The 15,467-nt window shown below is 63.8% G+C and carries 16 protein-coding genes; 13 read left to right on the forward strand and 3 right to left on the reverse strand.

Annotated features, from left to right (window positions below; translation table 11 throughout):
• Positions 1–10 precede the first annotated feature (10 nt).
• Entirely contained in the window at positions 11–979 is a 969-nt protein-coding gene (locus ACWBU6_RS13235) for a GlxA family transcriptional regulator (RefSeq protein WP_452649238.1), read from the forward strand.
• A gap of 6 nt (positions 980–985) precedes the next feature.
• Here ACWBU6_RS13235 and ACWBU6_RS13240 read toward each other — a convergent pair whose 3' ends face one another.
• Together ACWBU6_RS13240 and ACWBU6_RS13245 are read right to left on the reverse strand one after the other, a co-directional pair.
• Positions 986–3,394: a CehA/McbA family metallohydrolase gene (locus tag ACWBU6_RS13240; RefSeq protein WP_452649239.1), complete on the reverse strand. Its 2,409-nt coding sequence runs from the start codon at positions 3,392–3,394 to the stop codon at positions 986–988.
• Positions 3,395–3,607: 213 nt separating this feature from the next.
• Complete coding sequence (locus tag ACWBU6_RS13245) at positions 3,608–4,051, reverse strand: universal stress protein (protein ID WP_452649240.1); 444 nt, start codon at positions 4,049–4,051, stop codon at positions 3,608–3,610.
• Between the two features lie 102 nt (positions 4,052–4,153).
• On the opposite strand from ACWBU6_RS13245, the gene ACWBU6_RS13250 reads away from it, so the two are divergent.
• The 7 genes from ACWBU6_RS13250 to ACWBU6_RS13280 all read left to right on the forward strand — a co-directional run bounded on the left by ACWBU6_RS13250 (position 4,154) and on the right by ACWBU6_RS13280 (position 9,953).
• On the forward strand, positions 4,154–5,170 hold the full coding sequence (locus ACWBU6_RS13250) for an ABC transporter substrate-binding protein (RefSeq protein WP_452649241.1): 1,017 nt from the start codon (positions 4,154–4,156) through the stop codon (positions 5,168–5,170).
• Entirely contained in the window at positions 5,167–5,748 is a 582-nt protein-coding gene (locus tag ACWBU6_RS13255) for an SCO family protein (protein ID WP_452649242.1), read from the forward strand. Before ACWBU6_RS13250 ends, ACWBU6_RS13255 begins: the two co-directional genes overlap by 4 nt.
• Positions 5,745–6,182 carry a cupredoxin domain-containing protein gene (locus tag ACWBU6_RS13260; RefSeq protein WP_452649243.1) on the forward strand — a complete coding sequence of 146 codons (438 nt, stop codon included), beginning with the start codon at positions 5,745–5,747 and terminating at the stop codon, positions 6,180–6,182. The genes ACWBU6_RS13255 and ACWBU6_RS13260 overlap by 4 nt, the downstream gene beginning before the upstream one ends.
• Positions 6,170–6,928, forward strand: a complete 759-nt coding sequence (locus ACWBU6_RS13265; RefSeq protein ID WP_452649244.1) for an ABC transporter permease — start codon at positions 6,170–6,172, stop codon at positions 6,926–6,928. Before ACWBU6_RS13260 ends, ACWBU6_RS13265 begins: the two co-directional genes overlap by 13 nt.
• The gene (locus tag ACWBU6_RS13270; RefSeq protein ID WP_452649245.1) at positions 6,918–7,646 is read left to right on the forward strand and encodes an ABC transporter ATP-binding protein; all 729 of its coding nucleotides are present in this window, start codon (positions 6,918–6,920) and stop codon (positions 7,644–7,646) included. The genes ACWBU6_RS13265 and ACWBU6_RS13270 overlap by 11 nt, the downstream gene beginning before the upstream one ends.
• Before the next feature lie 5 nt (positions 7,647–7,651).
• A complete protein-coding gene (locus tag ACWBU6_RS13275; RefSeq protein ID WP_452649246.1) occupies positions 7,652–8,275 on the forward strand; it encodes a glutathione S-transferase family protein in 624 nt (207 codons plus the stop codon).
• An 82-nt stretch (positions 8,276–8,357) separates the two neighbouring features.
• Positions 8,358–9,953: a hypothetical protein gene (locus ACWBU6_RS13280; RefSeq protein WP_452649247.1), complete on the forward strand. Its 1,596-nt coding sequence runs from the start codon at positions 8,358–8,360 to the stop codon at positions 9,951–9,953.
• A 164-nt stretch (positions 9,954–10,117) separates the two neighbouring features.
• Here the strand turns inward: ACWBU6_RS13280 and ACWBU6_RS13285 are convergent, their stop codons facing one another.
• On the reverse strand, positions 10,118–10,873 hold the full coding sequence (locus tag ACWBU6_RS13285; protein WP_452649248.1) for a helix-turn-helix domain-containing protein: 756 nt from the start codon (positions 10,871–10,873) through the stop codon (positions 10,118–10,120).
• A 101-nt stretch (positions 10,874–10,974) separates the two neighbouring features.
• Here ACWBU6_RS13285 and ACWBU6_RS13290 point away from each other — a divergent pair, with 101 nt between their 5' ends.
• Genes ACWBU6_RS13290 through ACWBU6_RS13310 form a run of 5 tightly spaced genes read left to right on the forward strand, consistent with a single transcriptional unit; the run spans position 10,975 to position 15,465 of the window.
• Positions 10,975–11,919, forward strand: coding sequence for a 4-hydroxyproline epimerase (locus ACWBU6_RS13290; protein ID WP_452649249.1), 945 nt, complete (start codon positions 10,975–10,977; stop codon positions 11,917–11,919).
• A gap of 2 nt (positions 11,920–11,921) precedes the next feature.
• Positions 11,922–13,043 (forward strand): NAD(P)/FAD-dependent oxidoreductase, encoded by a 1,122-nt coding sequence (locus tag ACWBU6_RS13295; RefSeq protein WP_452649250.1) that lies wholly within the window; start codon positions 11,922–11,924, stop codon positions 13,041–13,043.
• On the forward strand, positions 13,036–13,278 hold the full coding sequence (locus tag ACWBU6_RS13300) for a 2Fe-2S iron-sulfur cluster-binding protein (protein ID WP_452649251.1): 243 nt from the start codon (positions 13,036–13,038) through the stop codon (positions 13,276–13,278). The genes ACWBU6_RS13295 and ACWBU6_RS13300 overlap by 8 nt, the downstream gene beginning before the upstream one ends.
• Complete coding sequence (locus ACWBU6_RS13305) at positions 13,275–14,552, forward strand: FAD-dependent oxidoreductase (protein WP_452649252.1); 1,278 nt, start codon at positions 13,275–13,277, stop codon at positions 14,550–14,552. The genes ACWBU6_RS13300 and ACWBU6_RS13305 overlap by 4 nt, the downstream gene beginning before the upstream one ends.
• A gap of 1 nt (position 14,553) precedes the next feature.
• Positions 14,554–15,465 carry a dihydrodipicolinate synthase family protein gene (locus tag ACWBU6_RS13310; RefSeq protein WP_452649253.1) on the forward strand — a complete coding sequence of 304 codons (912 nt, stop codon included), beginning with the start codon at positions 14,554–14,556 and terminating at the stop codon, positions 15,463–15,465.
• The last annotated feature ends 2 nt before the right edge of the window (positions 15,466–15,467 follow it).

The following is a 15,467-nucleotide window of genomic DNA, read 5'->3' on the forward strand; positions in this document are numbered from 1 at the left end:
CAATTGCGCCATGAATATCACCGTACTCGCGCTGGACAGCGTGTTCGACACCGGACTTGCGGCAGTGCTGGACGCCTTCACCACAGCCAATGAGCTGGCGCCCATGCTGGAAGCACCGCAACCCGTGTTCAATGTGACGCTGGCTGGATTGCGACCTGCCGTACGCAGTGCCCAGGGCATGCAGCTGCCGGTGGTGCCGCTGGCGTCTTCGCCTGCGCCGGACCTGCTGATCCTGCCCGCCATCGGGCACAAGATGCCCGCTCCGCTGGAGGCTGCGTTGGCATCGGCGGAAGTGGCGGAAGCGGGAGCCGCGCTGCGCAAGCTGGCCGGGCAGGACGTGCGCATTGCCGCCGCCTGCATCGGCACCTTCGTGCTGGCGGAGAGCGGCTTGCTGGACGGCGAAGAAGCGACAACGACCTGGTGGCTCACGCCCATGTTCCGCCAGCGCTATCCTTTGGTGCGCCTGGATGCGCAGCGCATGGTCGTGGCGTCGGGCCGGTTCGTGACGGCGGGAGCGGCGCTCAGCCACCTTGACATGTCGCTGGCACTGATCCGGCAAGCCAGCCCGGAACTGGCGGCAATGGTGGCGCGTTACCTGGTGGTCGATGCCCGGCCGGCGCAGTCGGCCTATGTGATCTCCGACCACCTGGCCCATGCCGATCCGCTGGTGGCCGGTTTCGACCGCTGGGTGCGGCAGAACCTGGCGCAAGGGTTCAGGCTGGAGGCGGCGGCAGCGGCGCTGGCTACCAGCAAGCGTACGCTGGCGCGGCGCCTGCAGGAGGTGCTGGGAAAGACGCCGGTGAACTACGTGCAGGATTTGCGCATCGAACGCGCGCTCCACCTGCTCAAGACCAGCGACCAGAACGTCGATCGCATCGCCGGGCAGGTGGGCTATCGTGACGGCGTGACGTTGCGCACACTGTTGCGGCGCAAGCTTGGCAAGGGCTTGCGCGACATCAGGAACCCTGCACGCAGCTGAACAGGATTACTGCACGTTCAGCGTCACGTCATCCACGATGAAGGAGGTAGCGATGGTGGAGCCCTCGACACCTTCAAAGTGGACGCGTACCGTCTGGCCTTTGTATGCGCTCAGGTCGAAGGTGCGCTGCACATAGCTGGAACCCTTGTTCAGGTTCGAGTAGGTGGCCAGCGTGGCCAGCACGGCGCCGCTGCTGTTGCGCAGCTGGACTTTCAGCGTGTCGTAGGCCTGGGTCGTGGTGGTTTCGTCGGAAGTGACCTTCAGCCAGAAGCCGAGGGTGGCGCTGCTGGCGGTCGATGGAATGGTTACCTGCTGGTACAGCGAGTCGGTATGCGCGCTGCCATAGCCGTTCATCCAGGCCTTCCAGGTGCCGGCGCGGGCCGCCACGGAGGAATCGTTGGTGATCACGCCGCTGCTGGCGCTCCAGTTCGTGCTGCCCGATTCAAAGCCGCTGTTCAGTAACAGTTGCTGCGTGACCGTGGTGTTGTTCACGCTGAAATTGACTGGCGAGGACAGCGCGCTGTTGCCGGCGGCATCGAAGGCCTTGGCGGTCAGCACGTGGCTGCCGTTCGACACGCCGGTGGAGTTGAAGGCGTACGACCATGGCGCGGCGGTGTCGCTGCCTTTCAGGGCGCCGTCCACGTAGAACTCGACCTTGGTTACGCCCACGTTGTCGGTGGCGTTGGCGCTGAAGGTGACGGTGCCGCTGCTGCCGCTGCTCGTTGCGCTGACGGTCGGGGCTACCGTGTCGCCGCCGCCGGAGCCTTGCTGCGTCACCCAGACCGGCGCCGACCACAGGATGTTGCCGTCGTCCTGGGTGACCTTGGCGTAGTAGAAGTGCGCGCCGTCGGTCGGGGTGATCGTGGTGTTGGCGCTGGTGGCGAGCAGGGTGACGGTGCCGTTGCGGCCCGGGACGCCTTCGTAGAATTCGGAAGTCGAGACGGTCTTGCCGGAGCTGCTGGTGAAGTTGGCCACCAGGTTCAGCGGACCGCTGTTGGTAAAGCGCTCGCCCATGATATGGCCGTTGGCGGTCAGCACCAGTTGCGACGTCTTGTCCATGGTCGCGAAGACGCGGCGGGCGCGGATGGCGTCCATGAAGCTGGCCGTGGTGAGCGCGGTGCCATTCGGGATCAGCACGCCGGTGCGGTTGGTGTAGGAGGCGCCCCAGTTGGCGCAATGGTTGTCCTGGTTGGTGGTGAAGGCGACGTGGTAGCCGGCTTCCAGCGCCTTCTTGCAGGCGCCTTCGTAGTTGCTGCGGCCGGTTTCGGTCTCGGTGGTGTTGGTGGAGAAGGCCGAAGTGTTCATCACTTCGCACAGCGCCATCGCTTCGTCGCCGTCGGCCGTGTAGCCGAGCGGTACGCCATTGACCAGGAACTGGCCGCTGGAGGAAGGGTGGTTGAACTGGCCCAGCCAGCCGCGCTGGCGCATCAGGGTGTACAGGCCGGCGTAATCGTTCTTGGCGGTCAGCGTATCGGCCAGCAACTGGCCGGAGCCGTTGCTTTCCCAGCCCAGCAGCTCATTCGAATTGAGGATATTCATGTGGCCGCCATTGCTGATCACACCCCATTCCATGCCGTAGATTGCCAGGAAGTCCGGGTTGGCGCTGTTGAAGTTGGCCGCTTCGGTCAGGCCGGACTGGTACAGGGCCTTGGCGGTGGCCGGGCTGGCAGAAGTGTTGGTCGAATCCGAGCCGTCGTACATGTGGTTATGCTCGGAGGCCAGCAGGAAGTCCAGGCCGCGGCCCTTGGCATAGCTGAATGCATCGGCCGGGCCGTGGGCGCCGGACTGCGGGGCCTGCGAACCGCCGCAGCTGCCCAGGGCGCCACCGCCGTCGCTGTGGTTGGTCTGGCTGTGCAGGTTGCCGAAATAGACGGTGTAGGGCAGGGAAGAGGGGGCGGGAGCGGCGGCCATCAGCGATGGCGCGGCGCTCCTGGCTTGCTGCTGCTGGCCGACGGCGATATCCCATTGCTGGTCGTGGATGTCGCCGTCGTGGGCGGCCAGGCGGCGCAGCACTGCGTCGGCGCCGGCGGAGAGGCCGCGTTTTGCATCCTCGGAAATGGCGCGCAGGCGTGCCTTGTAAATGCCGTTCGGCAGGGCGTTGCGGCGGTTGCGGCCGGCCCATTCGACGTTGACGGCGACCGGCTTGTCGTGCAGGCGTTCGACGCCGGTCCAGCGCTCCACCACGCTGCCGTTCGGCGCAACGACTTCCAGCACCCAGCTCACGGACTGGGCGCCATCGGCGTGGGGGTAGCTGAATTCGAGCTTGAAGCTGCGCGCTTCATTGGTCCCGGCGACCGCACGGTAAGGTGCGTGCAGTGTGGCTTCGAACTCGTGGTGGTCGGCGATAGATGCCTGGGCGGTGCCGATGGCAGCCAGTGCTGCGGCCATCGCCAGTTTGCGAAATGCGAAAGTCATGGTTTTCCCCGTGCTGTGATAATGCGCGAGAATATGCGGCAGCACGGGAACGGCGACAAATATGGAAAAGCTTGGCGATTAAGACGCAGACCTTATATACCGGTTTGAATTGTCTCAATTTGAACGGATTGCATGATTTGTCCGGATTTGAAAGAGTTATGTGACGGGGGCGTCATAAATCTCTTGGCAACATGTGGCGTATTTGCCTCAGGTTTACATGGGCCGGAACACAAGGACCGGCACCGGTGTATTGAGCAGCACGCGATGCGTCTCGCTCCCCAGGAGCATGCCTTTCACGCCTTTGTAGCCATGTGTCGCCATGGCGATCATGTCGCAGCCGTAATCGATGGCGGTGGCGACGATGGTTTCGTAGGGCTGGTCGGAGCGGCGCTGCACGACGTCGCAAGGCACGTTGTATTCGCTGGCGACCCTGGCCACTTCATCGAGTACGGCAGCCGAATGCACTTCGCTGTCCTTCAGGTAGACGCCGCGCGTGTCCTCCAGCATGTCCGGGTGATAGGTAAAGATGTGGAACTCGGGCATCACGTGCAGCGCCGTGACCCGCGCCCCCGCTTCCTGCGCAAATTTGATGGCCGAATGCAGGGCCGCACCGGATGCGGGCGAGCCGTCGGTGGGGAAGAGGATGTGCTTGAACATGGCTTGCTCCAGGGGTGGATTGATGCTTCAAGTCTGCGCATCGGCATCCCTTGCAGCCATGACCTGGGTCAAGTTTCGACCAGCCAGTGCTAGAATGTTTGAATGTCAACCTTAATTGAACATGAACACCTCCTGCGCCGGCGCAAGCTGCTGGGCGGAGCACTGGCACTGCCGGCCGTCGGCCTGGGCGGCGCCTTGCTGCCCTCCATGGCGCGGGCGGCGGACCCGTTGGTGGTGGGCGGCCTGCCGGTCACCTGCAACCTGACCTTGCCGATCGCCTGCAGTGCGCGCGGCGGTGCTTTCGAGTTCAGTAAGTACAGCGGCTGGCCGGAGATCAAGGAATCGCTGATGACGGGCCGCATCCAGGCCGCCTACATGCTGGCGCCACTGGTGATGGACCTGGCCGACAAGAAGATCCCGCTGAAGGTGGTTTCGCTTGGCCACCGCTCCGGCGCCGTGATCATGGTGCGCACCGATTCGGCGTACAAGCGTTTTGCCGACCTGCGCGGCAGGCGTATCGCGATCCCAAGCCGTTTTGCTGTGGACTTTCTGTTCCTGCGCAAGATGCTGGCGCGCGAGAACATGTCGCCGAAGGATGTGCAAATCATTGAAATGGCGCCGCCTGACATGCCGGCCGCTTTATATGCCAATGCCGTGGATGCCTATTGCACCGGCGAGCCTTTTGGCGCGGCCGCGCAGAAGGCAGGCTATGCCCGCCCGCTGTCGATGACGCGCGACGAGTGGCGCAATTATATTTGCTGCGTGCTGACGGTGCGCGAAGAGCTGATCAAGTCCGATCGACCGCTGGTGCAAGACCTGGTGAACCATGTGCAGGCAGCCGGCAACTGGCTCGATGCCACGCCTGCCAACCGCGCCAAGGCGGCCAGGATCGCCTCCAGCCGCAAGTTCTTCAACCAGGATCCGAAAGTCATCCAGTTCGTGATGGACAATCCGGCCGACCGCGTGACCTACGGCGACCTGCGCATGATCCGCGCCGAGTTCGATGAGCTGATGAAGCTTTCCATCGAGGCGGGGACCCTCAAGCGCCCGGTGGCCTTCGAAACCTATGTGGACGAGAGCTTCGTCAAGTCCATCAAGCCGGTGAGCATTACCCTATGATCCGTCCAGTTCTGATAGCGCTGTCATTGGCCGTGGCAGGTGTCGCGCACGCGGCCGACAAACTGAAATCCGGCATTTTTGACCCGCCCCGCATGGCCCCCCAGATCGCGCAGAAGGCAGCCGACGGCAAGCAGTTCGTGCTCGACAAGCACCGCGGCAAGGTAGTGGTGCTGGAGTTTGGCTATACGAGTTGCGCCGACGTGTGCCCGGTTTCGCTGGCGCTGCTGAAACAGGCGCGCGATAAGCTGGGGCCATTGGGTGACAGGCTGCAGGTGGTATTTGTCACCGTCGATCCGCAGCGCGATACGGCGCCCAGGCTGAAAGCCTACCTCGAGCAATTCGATCCAGGTTTCATTGGCCTGACGGGCAGCGAGGAGCAGATGGCGGCCATTCGCAAGGCCTACGGCATCTCCGCCACCAAGAAGATGGTCGAGGGCAGCAAAACCGAATACACGATGGGCCATTCGTCCTACCTGTATTTCATCGACCCGCAAGGCAGGCTGCGCGCGCTGATGCCCTTTGGCCGTCCGGCCGACGACATCGTGCATGACGTGACCTTGCTGGCCAAGGGACAATGAAGCGCCGGCTGGCTGTCACCGCATTACTGCTGGCAGCCGCCGTTGCGGGTGTGCTGGCCTGGGGCGCATACGCCCCGATACGCGCTGCTACACGCGATGCGCTGTTCGAGATCCCGAAGGGCACCTGGGATCGCCGCATGGCGGGGGGAAAAGCCGAGATCCTGCCCGACACCATCACCCTCGTGCTGGGCGTGAACGATGTGCTCCTGCTGCGCAACAGCGACACGGTGCCCCAGGTTTTTGGTCCCGTGCTGATCATGCCGGGCCAGGACTTCCGCCTGCCGTTCGAGCAGGCGGGTGAACATCCCTTCGCCTGCACCGCCCACGCCAGCGGCCAGATGACGGTCGTGGTCAAACCCACGCCGTCGGCCGGCTGGCAGCGGCTGCAATGGCGCCTTCAACCCCTGTTAGCCAAAGCCCCATGGAGAGACTGAACAAGATTTGGCCGCCGCTGGCGGTGCTGCTGGCAATTGTCGCCGTCTGGTGGTACGCGGTAGCAGCGACCGAAAGCCTGATATTCCCGACGCCCGGGCAAGTGGTCACCGGCACCATGGAACTGGTGGAGGATGGCAGCCTGTGGCAGCACATCGGCGCTTCGCTGATGCGGGTGGGCATGGGCTTCTCGCTGGCGATCCTTGTCGCGGTGCCGCTGGGATTATGGATGGGGCGCGTGGAAGGGGTGTTCCGTACGCTAAATCCAGTGTTCCAGATCCTGCGGCCGATCTCGCCCATTGCCTGGATTCCGGTGGCGATCCTGTGGTTCGGCGTTGGCAACGCCTCCCCGGTTTTCCTGATTTTCATCGCAGCCGTGTTCCCGATGATCGTGCAGACTGCCGCTGGCGTGCACACCATCGAGAAGCGCTACCTGCGTGCGGCAGAGAACTTCGGCGTGCCGCGCTCGAAGCTGTTTCGCCAGGTGATCGTGCCTGCCGTGCTGCCCGAAATTATCGTCGGCATGCGCATCTCGCTCGGCGTAGCCTGGCTGGTGGTGGTCGCGGCGGAGATGATCGCGCTGCGCTCGGGGCTTGGTTACCTGATCATCGACTCGCGCAATGCCGGCAACCGCTATGACCTCGTCATCGCGGGCATGATCATTATCGGCCTGATCGGGCTGGCGCTGGACGGCATCATGCGCCTTCTGGAAAAACTCAAAGTCGTAAGGTGGCGCTATGGACGCTAAGATTTCCGTCAACCGGATCAGGAAGAAATTCAATGCGCTGCCGGTGGTCGACGGCGTCGATTTTACCGTTGCCGACGGCGAGTTCGTGGCGATCGTCGGGCCTTCCGGTTGCGGCAAGTCGACGCTGATGAAGATTGTGGCCGGCTTTGAGCATCCCGACGAAGGCTCGGTGACAATCGATGGCAATGCGATGACCAGGCCAAGCCCGAAAGGGATCGTGATCTCGCAGCACGGCTCCGTTTTCCCCTGGCTGACGGTGCAGCAGAACCTCATGTTCGGGTTAAACGGCAACAACCACGGCGACAAGGCTGCCCTGGCCGATCACTATGCCGAGATGGTGGGCTTGAAAGGCTTCGAGAATGCCTATCCGCACGAGCTGTCCGGCGGCATGCTAAAGCGCGCCGAGATCGCACGCGCACTGGTGGTAAAGCCGGAAATCCTCTACATGGACGAACCGTTCTCCGCGCTGGACGCGCTGATGAACCTCAAGATGCGCAATGAGCTGCTGCGCGTGCTGTCCGAGGAGCGCCATACCGTGCTGCTGATTACGCACGATGTGGAGGAGGCGATCTATCTGGCCGACCGAATCCTCGTGCTGTCGCCGCGCCCGACCCGCATCCAGGCCAGTTTCGAAGTGGACCAGCCGCACCCGCGCAAGCTGTCGACGCCGGAATTGCAGCAATTGAAGGAAGAAATCCTTTCCCAACTGGGGCTATGAATACCATGCTCAAACTTCTCGGAAAACCAACTTCGATCAACGTTCGCAAAGTCCTGTGGACGCTAGCCGAAATCGGCCTGCCATATGAGCGTGAAGACTGGGGCGATGGCTACCGCGCGACGAACGTTCCCCAGTTCACAGCCCTGAACCCCAATGCCATGGTGCCGGTGCTGGTGGACGGCGATTTCATCCTGTGGGAGTCGAACAGCATTTGCCGCTACCTGTGCGGCAAGGCAGGGCGCCACGACCTGCTGCCGCTCGAACCGCAAGCCCGCGCCCGCGTCGAGCAATGGATGGATTGGCAGGCAACTGAGCTGAACCCCTCGTGGCGCTACGCTTTCATGGCGCTTGTACGCCAACACCCGGCCTTCGCCGATCCTGCACAAATCGCCGCCAGCACCGCGGCCTGGAACCGAAATGTCGGCATACTCGACCGCCATCTTGCTGCCGGCGGTCCTTTCGCGGCGGGCGAACAGTTCTCGCTGGCCGATGTCGTCCTCGGCCTGTCATTGAACCGCTGGCTGATGACACCAATCGAGCGCCCGGATTTCCCGGCCGCTGCCGCCTACATCGAACGCCTGCTTGAGCGCCCGGGCTACCGCGAGTTCGGGCGCAATGGGATACCATGATCTGGTTGAATTATTGGCAATTGCTTGGTGGTAATATAGCGGTTTTACATTCTCAGCTGCCTTGCGCGTCGATTCACCCCATATGATTACTGACCAGGCTCACGCCCATCCCATCGACAACACATTTGACGTTCTTGTCGCGAAGATCAACGATCGCTTCAGTACCTTGAGTGGCCCGATATTCGAGACCAATGCTAGTGGAATATTCGACGCTTACCTCGATGCCTGCGACGATCCGGCCGAGCGCCAGAAGCGTACATGCAGCTGCTGCAGGAAGTTCATCGAGCGCTTCGGCGGGCTGGCGACGGTTGGCGACGATGGCCAACTGGTGCCTGCGCTGTGGGATAGTGCCGATGTGCCGGAACCATACCGCCAGGCGTTCGATGCGCTCGAACGCAAGGTGAGGCGGGCCAGCATCACCATGCCTTTCCTGTCGAGCGAGACGGTGCTTGGCAAGCCGGAAAAGGGCGGCTGGCGCCATTTCGCCGTCAAATCGGGAAAGGTCTTTGCCAGCAAGGGGCTCGATAACGCGTTCCAGGCTGCCAGTGCCAGGCGCGAAGCGTTCGATTCGGTGCGCCGTGCCCTGGACGAGTACACGCAGTCGACCTGCGCCACGGCATTGCGCTTGCTGAAAGACGACTCATTGGCCAATTCGGAAGCGGCTTTAGGCCAGGCGCAATTCCTGGTCGACCTGCATGCCGCGCGCGACGCAGTCAACGGCCAGCAAGGGAAGGACAATATCGTCTACCGCATGGTGGCGGTCGCGCCGGCGGGATTTTGCCATCCGCGATCGAGCATGATTGCCACCTTGCTTGACGACATTGCGGCCGGCAAATCGTTCGAGCAGGCTGCCGCCAGCTGGGCCGCCAAAATGCATCCGCTCCGATACCTGCGGCCACAGGCGGCTCCGACCGAAGGCGCCATCAAGGCTGCCGAAGCGGCTTTCGAAAAGCTGGGCGCGGGAACGGCGCTGCAACGCCGCTATGCGACGATGGCGGATATCCTGGAAACAGTGTGGCTGCCCGCCACCCAGGAGAAGCCGGCATCCAAAGGCGGGCTATTCTCCAGCATTGTTCCCAAGGGCGTGGGCGCGCGGGTCGCATCCATGATGGCGCCGGCGACGGTCATGACACTCGACAAATTCCGCCGTACCGTGCTGCCGACCGCGGACAAGATCGAGATGGCTGCGCCGGCTGGCCCCACTTCATTTGTTGCGCTGACATCGGCAGTTCATGCCGATGCCCGGCCGATCCTTCAATGGGACAATGAAAACCAGCGCAACCCGGTCGCCTGGTACATCTACCATGGTGGCTCATCGGCCAGCGATTTCAATTTGTCCGGCAGTTTTTACGAGGTGACGGCATTGACGCTGCAGCCCCATGCCTGGCTGGGCCAGGTGCATCCCCAGCACGGTGAAGGCCTTGTGTTATTGCTGAAGAACGCACGCGACTTACGCAAATGCGAAGGGCATTCCGCCATATTCCCCGCTTGCCTGAAGGGCGAGTTGCACGGCTTCAGGTCGACCATCGAAGCGTACAGCAAGACCAATAGCCTGGCGGGCTTTGGCGAAGACAATGTGGCGGGCTTGCTGCTGTCCAAGGGCCAGCAGTATCAGGTCACGCTGCGGGTCACCTCGGGCGACCAGGTCAGCGACTACCGGCTCGACCGCTGGGATTAGACCCTGCTGGTTTCGTTCCAGTCCTGCGCAGTGACCGGGCCGGAACGAGATCGCGTAGCTCAATCATCGGCAGGTTTGTAATAGTGATTGAGTTTGCTCTTGTAGTTCCAGTGATCCCAGGGGCACTCGCCAAACAGCTCTTTCAGGACTCGTGCTGACGAATACTACCCCTCGCGAAGCAGAAGCCGGTACTCGCTCGGCGTCACGCCGACGGTGGCGCGGAACTGGCGGGTGAAGGCGCTATGGTCGGCGTAGCCGCAGGCCTGGGCGATGTCGGACACGCTGGAGTCGCCGGCCAGCATGCGCGAGGCGGCTTCCAGGCGCGTCTTGATGATCATCTGGCGCGGCGTGAGATGGAAAATGCGCTCGAAGTAGCGTTCGATCTGCGCGACCGACATATTGGCGGTGCGCGCGAGCTGCGGCAGCGTCAGGGTCTCGCCGTACTTTTCATGGATCAGGCGGACCGCATCGGCCACCTTGTGATAGGCGGGGTTCTTGTGGTCGGCCATGGCCAGATCGCGCGACACCCCGGCCAGCCCGACGATCGCGCCATGCGCATCGCGCAAGGGCCGCTTTTGCGTCAGGCACCAGCCCGGATCCCGGTTGGGATAGAGGTGCAGCTCCAGCTGGTCCTCGATCTGTACGCCTTCATCGAGCACCGACTGGTCCTGGGCCTGGAAGCGCTGGCCGAGCGGCGCCGCAAAGACCTCGTTTGCAGTCTTGCCCAGCAGGCCGGACTTGTCCTTCATCCCGCAACGACGGGCCAGGGTCTGGTTCACCACCACATAGCGCCCGGCACGGTCCTTGACAAAAAACACCACATCCGGCAGCGCATCGAACAGCGGCTCCGCGAAGAAAACATCGCCGATCCTGGCGCCAAGATCGCTGCGCGCCGCGCTTTGCAAAAGATGTACTGACATGCCGTCCTCCCGGTGAGTTTGTCTATTTTTACACGATTATGCAGATTTCGTCATCTTCGGCAGTCCGGCGATGCAAGACGGCGGCGCGGGGAAGGCATAAGATGGCAAGCATGAAAACCATAGCCATTATCGATTCCCACACCGGCGGCGAACCGACCCGACTGGTGATTGACGGCGGCCCTGACCTGGGCACCGGTCCCCTCAACGAACGCCTGGCGCGCTTCCGTGACGAGCATGACGGCTTCCGCTCCGGCGTGGTGTGCGAACCGCGCGGCTCGGACGTACTGGTGGGGGCGTTGCTGTGCGAACCGCATGCGCCTAATTGTGCAGCAGGCGTCATCTTCTTCAACAATGTCGGCTACCTCGGCATGTGCGGCCACGGCACCATCGGGCTGGTGGCATCGCTGGCCTTCATGGGCCGCCTGAGCGCGGGCCTGCATCGCATCGATACACCGGTAGGCGTGGTGGAAGCGCAGCTGCATGAAGATGGCAGCGTGACCGTGAACAATGTGCCGTCGTGGCGTAAGGCGAGCGGGGTGCCGGTCGATGTTCCGGGCTATGGCGTGGTGCGCGGCGATATCGCCTGGGGCGGCAACTGGTTCTTCCTGGTGTCCGGCCATGGGAAGCAACTCGAACTTGGCAATGTGCGGGAGTTGTCGGCATATACCACCGCGATCAAGGACGCATTGGAAGCACAGGGCATCACCGGCGATAACGGCGCGCTGATCGACCATATCGAACTGTTTGCCGCTTCCCGCAGCGGCCTGGGCGACAGCCGGAACTTTGTCCTGTGCCCGGGCAATGCCTACGACCGTTCGCCCTGCGGCACCGGCACCAGCGCCAAGCTGGCCTGCCTGGCGGCGGACGGCAAACTGGCGGAAGGCGAAGTCTGGCGCCAGGAAAGCATTGTCGGCAGCGTATTCGAGGGGTCTTACCGCCGCGATGGCGGCCGCGTGCTGCCCAGCATTCGCGGCAAGGCCTGGGTGAATGCAACCTCGACGCTGGTGCTGGACCCGAGCGATCCATTTGTCTGGGGCATCCGTTGATCATGAAACCGGACGTCCTGATCGTCGGCGCTGGGATTATCGGCGCTGCCTGCGCCGATGCCCTGTCGGCGCGGGGCTTGCGCGTGACTGTGATCGAGCGCGATGCGGTCGGCAGCGGAGCAACGGCGGCCGGCATGGGCCACCTGGTGGCCATGGACGACAACGCGGCTGAACTGGCGCTGAGCTCGCATTCGCTGGAGCTTTGGAAGGAGCTGGTGGAAGGCCAGTCCCAGCGTCACGAATACAGCCGCTGCGGCACCATCTGGGTCGCTGCGGACGATGAAGAACTGGAGGCCGCACGCGCCAAGGCCGCCACCATGGCAGCCCACGGGCTGGAATGCGGCGTGATCGGCGCGCAAGAATTGTACCGGCTGGAGCCGAACCTGCGGCCGCACCTGGCCGGTGGCTTGCTGGTGCCGGGCGACGGGCTGGTGTACCCGCCGAAGAGCGCGCGCATCCTGCTGGCACGCGCAGTGGCGCGCGGCGCATCGCTGGTCGCGGGCGAAGCCGTGGCGCTGGAAGACGGCGGTGTCGTGCTGGCGGACGGTTCGCGTGTGTCGGCGGGACAGGTGGTGCTGGCCGCCGGCACGCGCTGCCTGGCGCTTGCACCCGACCTGCCACTGCGGCCCAAGAAGGGCCACGTGATGATCACCGACCGCTATCCAGGATTCATCAGGCATCAACTGGTGGAGCTTGGCTACATCAAGAGCGCGCATGCCGCCGAGGGCGAGTCGGTGGCATTTAACCTGCAGCCGCGGCCTACCGGCCAGGTGCTGATCGGCTCGTCGCGGCAATTCGATACCGTCAACCTGGCGGCAGAGCCGCCGATGATGGCGCGCATGCTGGCCAGGGCGGTCGAATATACGCCTGCGCTGGCGGGCCTGAATGTGCTGCGTTGCTGGACCGGCCTGCGTGCGGCGACGCCGGATGGCTTGCCGCTTATCGGTGCGGACCCGTCGCGCCGCAATGTGTGGCTGGCAACCGGCCATGAAGGCCTTGGTATTACGACCTCGCTGGCGACGGCGCAATTGCTGGCGGCGCAGATGGCCGGAGGACAGGCGGGAATTGATCATCGCCCTTATTTGCCGGCCCGCTTCGATGCACAGGGGAGGGCGTATGGCTGAATCCGTCACTTTGACAATAGACGGGCGCGGCACGACTGTCGCTGCCGGTACCACTGTCGCCGCCGCCATTGCCGGCGTGACGCGGCGCTCGGTCAGCGGGCAAATGCGCGCGCCCCTGTGCGGCATGGGCGTTTGCCAGGAATGCCGCGTGACCATTAACGGCCGGGCGCATGTGCTGTCCTGCCAGACGCTTTGCCGCTCAGGCATGGACGTGCAGACGGGAGCGGCAGCATGACGCAGTTTTTTGACATCCTGATCGTCGGCGCCGGCCCGGCAGGCCTGGCGGCGGCCCACGCAGCGTCAAGCACCGGCATGCCCGGCAAGCGCAGCATCGCCATCGTCGACGACAACCCGCTGGCCGGCGGCCAGATCTGGCGTGGCGGCCCGGCAAAGCAGCAGGAGCAGCGCGCACGCCAGCTCTGGCAGGGGATCGAGGCGGCAGGCAATGTGAGCTTCCTGCCGGGCACACGCGTGCTGATGCAGACCCAGCCCGGCGAACTGCTGGTGCAGGATGCTGAACAGGCCCGCACCATCCGCTACAACCAGTTGATCCTGGCCACCGGCGCACGCGAATTGCTGCTGCCGTTCCCGGGCTGGACCCTGCCTGGCGTGACTGGCGCTGGCGGTCTGCAGGCACTGGCAAAAGGCGGCTACCCCGTACAGGGCAAGCGCGTGGTGGTAGCCGGCACCGGTCCCCTGCTGCTGGCTGTCGCGGCGACGCTGAAAGAGCGTGGCGCGATCGTCGCTGCCATTGTCGAACAGGCGGGCATGCCGGCCCTGGCGCGCTTTGCGGCCGGGCTGGCGCTGACGCCGGCCAAGGCGGTGCAGGCCGTCAGGCTGGGCGTCGCGCTGCGCGGCATTCCCTACTTTGCCAACAGCTATGTGACGACGGCGCGCGGCGATGTGCAACTGACTTCCGTTCAAATCCAGCGCAAGGGAGCGAAGCTCGATATCGATTGCGACTACCTCGCTTGCGGCTATGGACTGCTGCCGAACACCGAACTGGCGCGCGCGCTCGGCTGCGACATCGAGCAGGGCGCGGTGAAGACCGACCCATGGCAACGCACCTCGGTGCCGAATGTGCTGTGCGCAGGCGAGGGCACCGGTGTCGGCGGCGTCGACCTGGCGCTGGTCGAGGGCCGCATTGCCGGCCTGGCCGCCTGCGGCGAAGGCCTGGCGCCGGAACAGTTCACCGAACGAACCCTATGGCAGGGCTTTGCCGCCCGGCTGGCGCGCACCTTCGCCCTGCGCGAAGAACTGCGCACGCTGGCGCAGGCCGACACCATCGTCTGCCGCTGCGAAGACGTCTGCCATGAAGAATTGCGCGAGCAGCCGACCTGGCGCAGCGCCAAGCTGCATACCCGCTGCGGCATGGGCCCGTGCCAGGGGCGCATCTGCGGCAACGCAACCGATTTCCTGTATGGATGGCGTCCGGACGCCGTGCGTACACCGATCTCGCCGGCACGTGCCGGCAGCATTATCACCCTCGAACCTCACAAGGAGACTTGAAATGGCAGCAATCAAATGGGAAGGCGTATTCCCTGCAGTAACCACCAAATTCCACGCCAACGAGGAGCTGGACCACGCAGAAATGGAGAAGCACTTCTCCTTCATGATCGACAGCGGCTGCCACGGCCTGGTGACCTGCGGTTCCCTGGGTGAAGCGAGCACCCTGTCGTTCGAAGAGAAGCTGGCTGTGGCCAAGACCGCCGTCAAGGTCGCCAACGGCCGCGTGCCGGTGCTGGCCAACGTCAGCGAGACCCGCACCGCCAATGCCGAACGCTATGTGCAGGAAGCGCGCGACCTGGGCGTGGACGGCTTCATGGTGATGCCTTCCGTGCTGTATGCTGCCGATGCGTACGAAGCCAAGGCCAACCTGCGCACCATCGCCAAGGCCGCCAAGCTGCCGATCATGGTGTACAACAACCCGGTGACCTACAAGGTCGACCTGACCCCGGCCGACTTCAAAGAGCTGTCCGATTGCGAAGAACTGGAAGCGATCAAGGAATCGACCGACAATATCCGCCGCGTGACCGACCTGCGCAATGCCGTGGGCGACCGCTACGCCATCTTCATGGGCGTGGACGACCTGTCCTTCGAAGGCCTGGCAGTTGGCGCCGACGGCCTGCTGGCCGGCCTGGTGGTGGCGTTCCCGAAAGAGACCGTGGCCCTGTACAAGCTGGTCAAAGCCGGCCGCCTGGCCGAGGCCCTGAAACTGTACCAGTGGTTCATGCCGCTGCTGCACCTCGACGTTTCGACCAAGCTGGTGCAGAATCTGAAACTGGTGGAAGCACTGGTCGGTGCCGGCAACGAAAACGTTCGCCGTCCACGCCAGCCACTGCGCGGCGCTGACCGCGAGTTCGTGGTGCAGGTGGTGCAGCAGGCACTGGCAACCCGTCCGGACGTCAGCGCTTACCTCTGAGG

This window comes from Pseudoduganella sp. HUAS MS19, assembly GCF_053615455.1.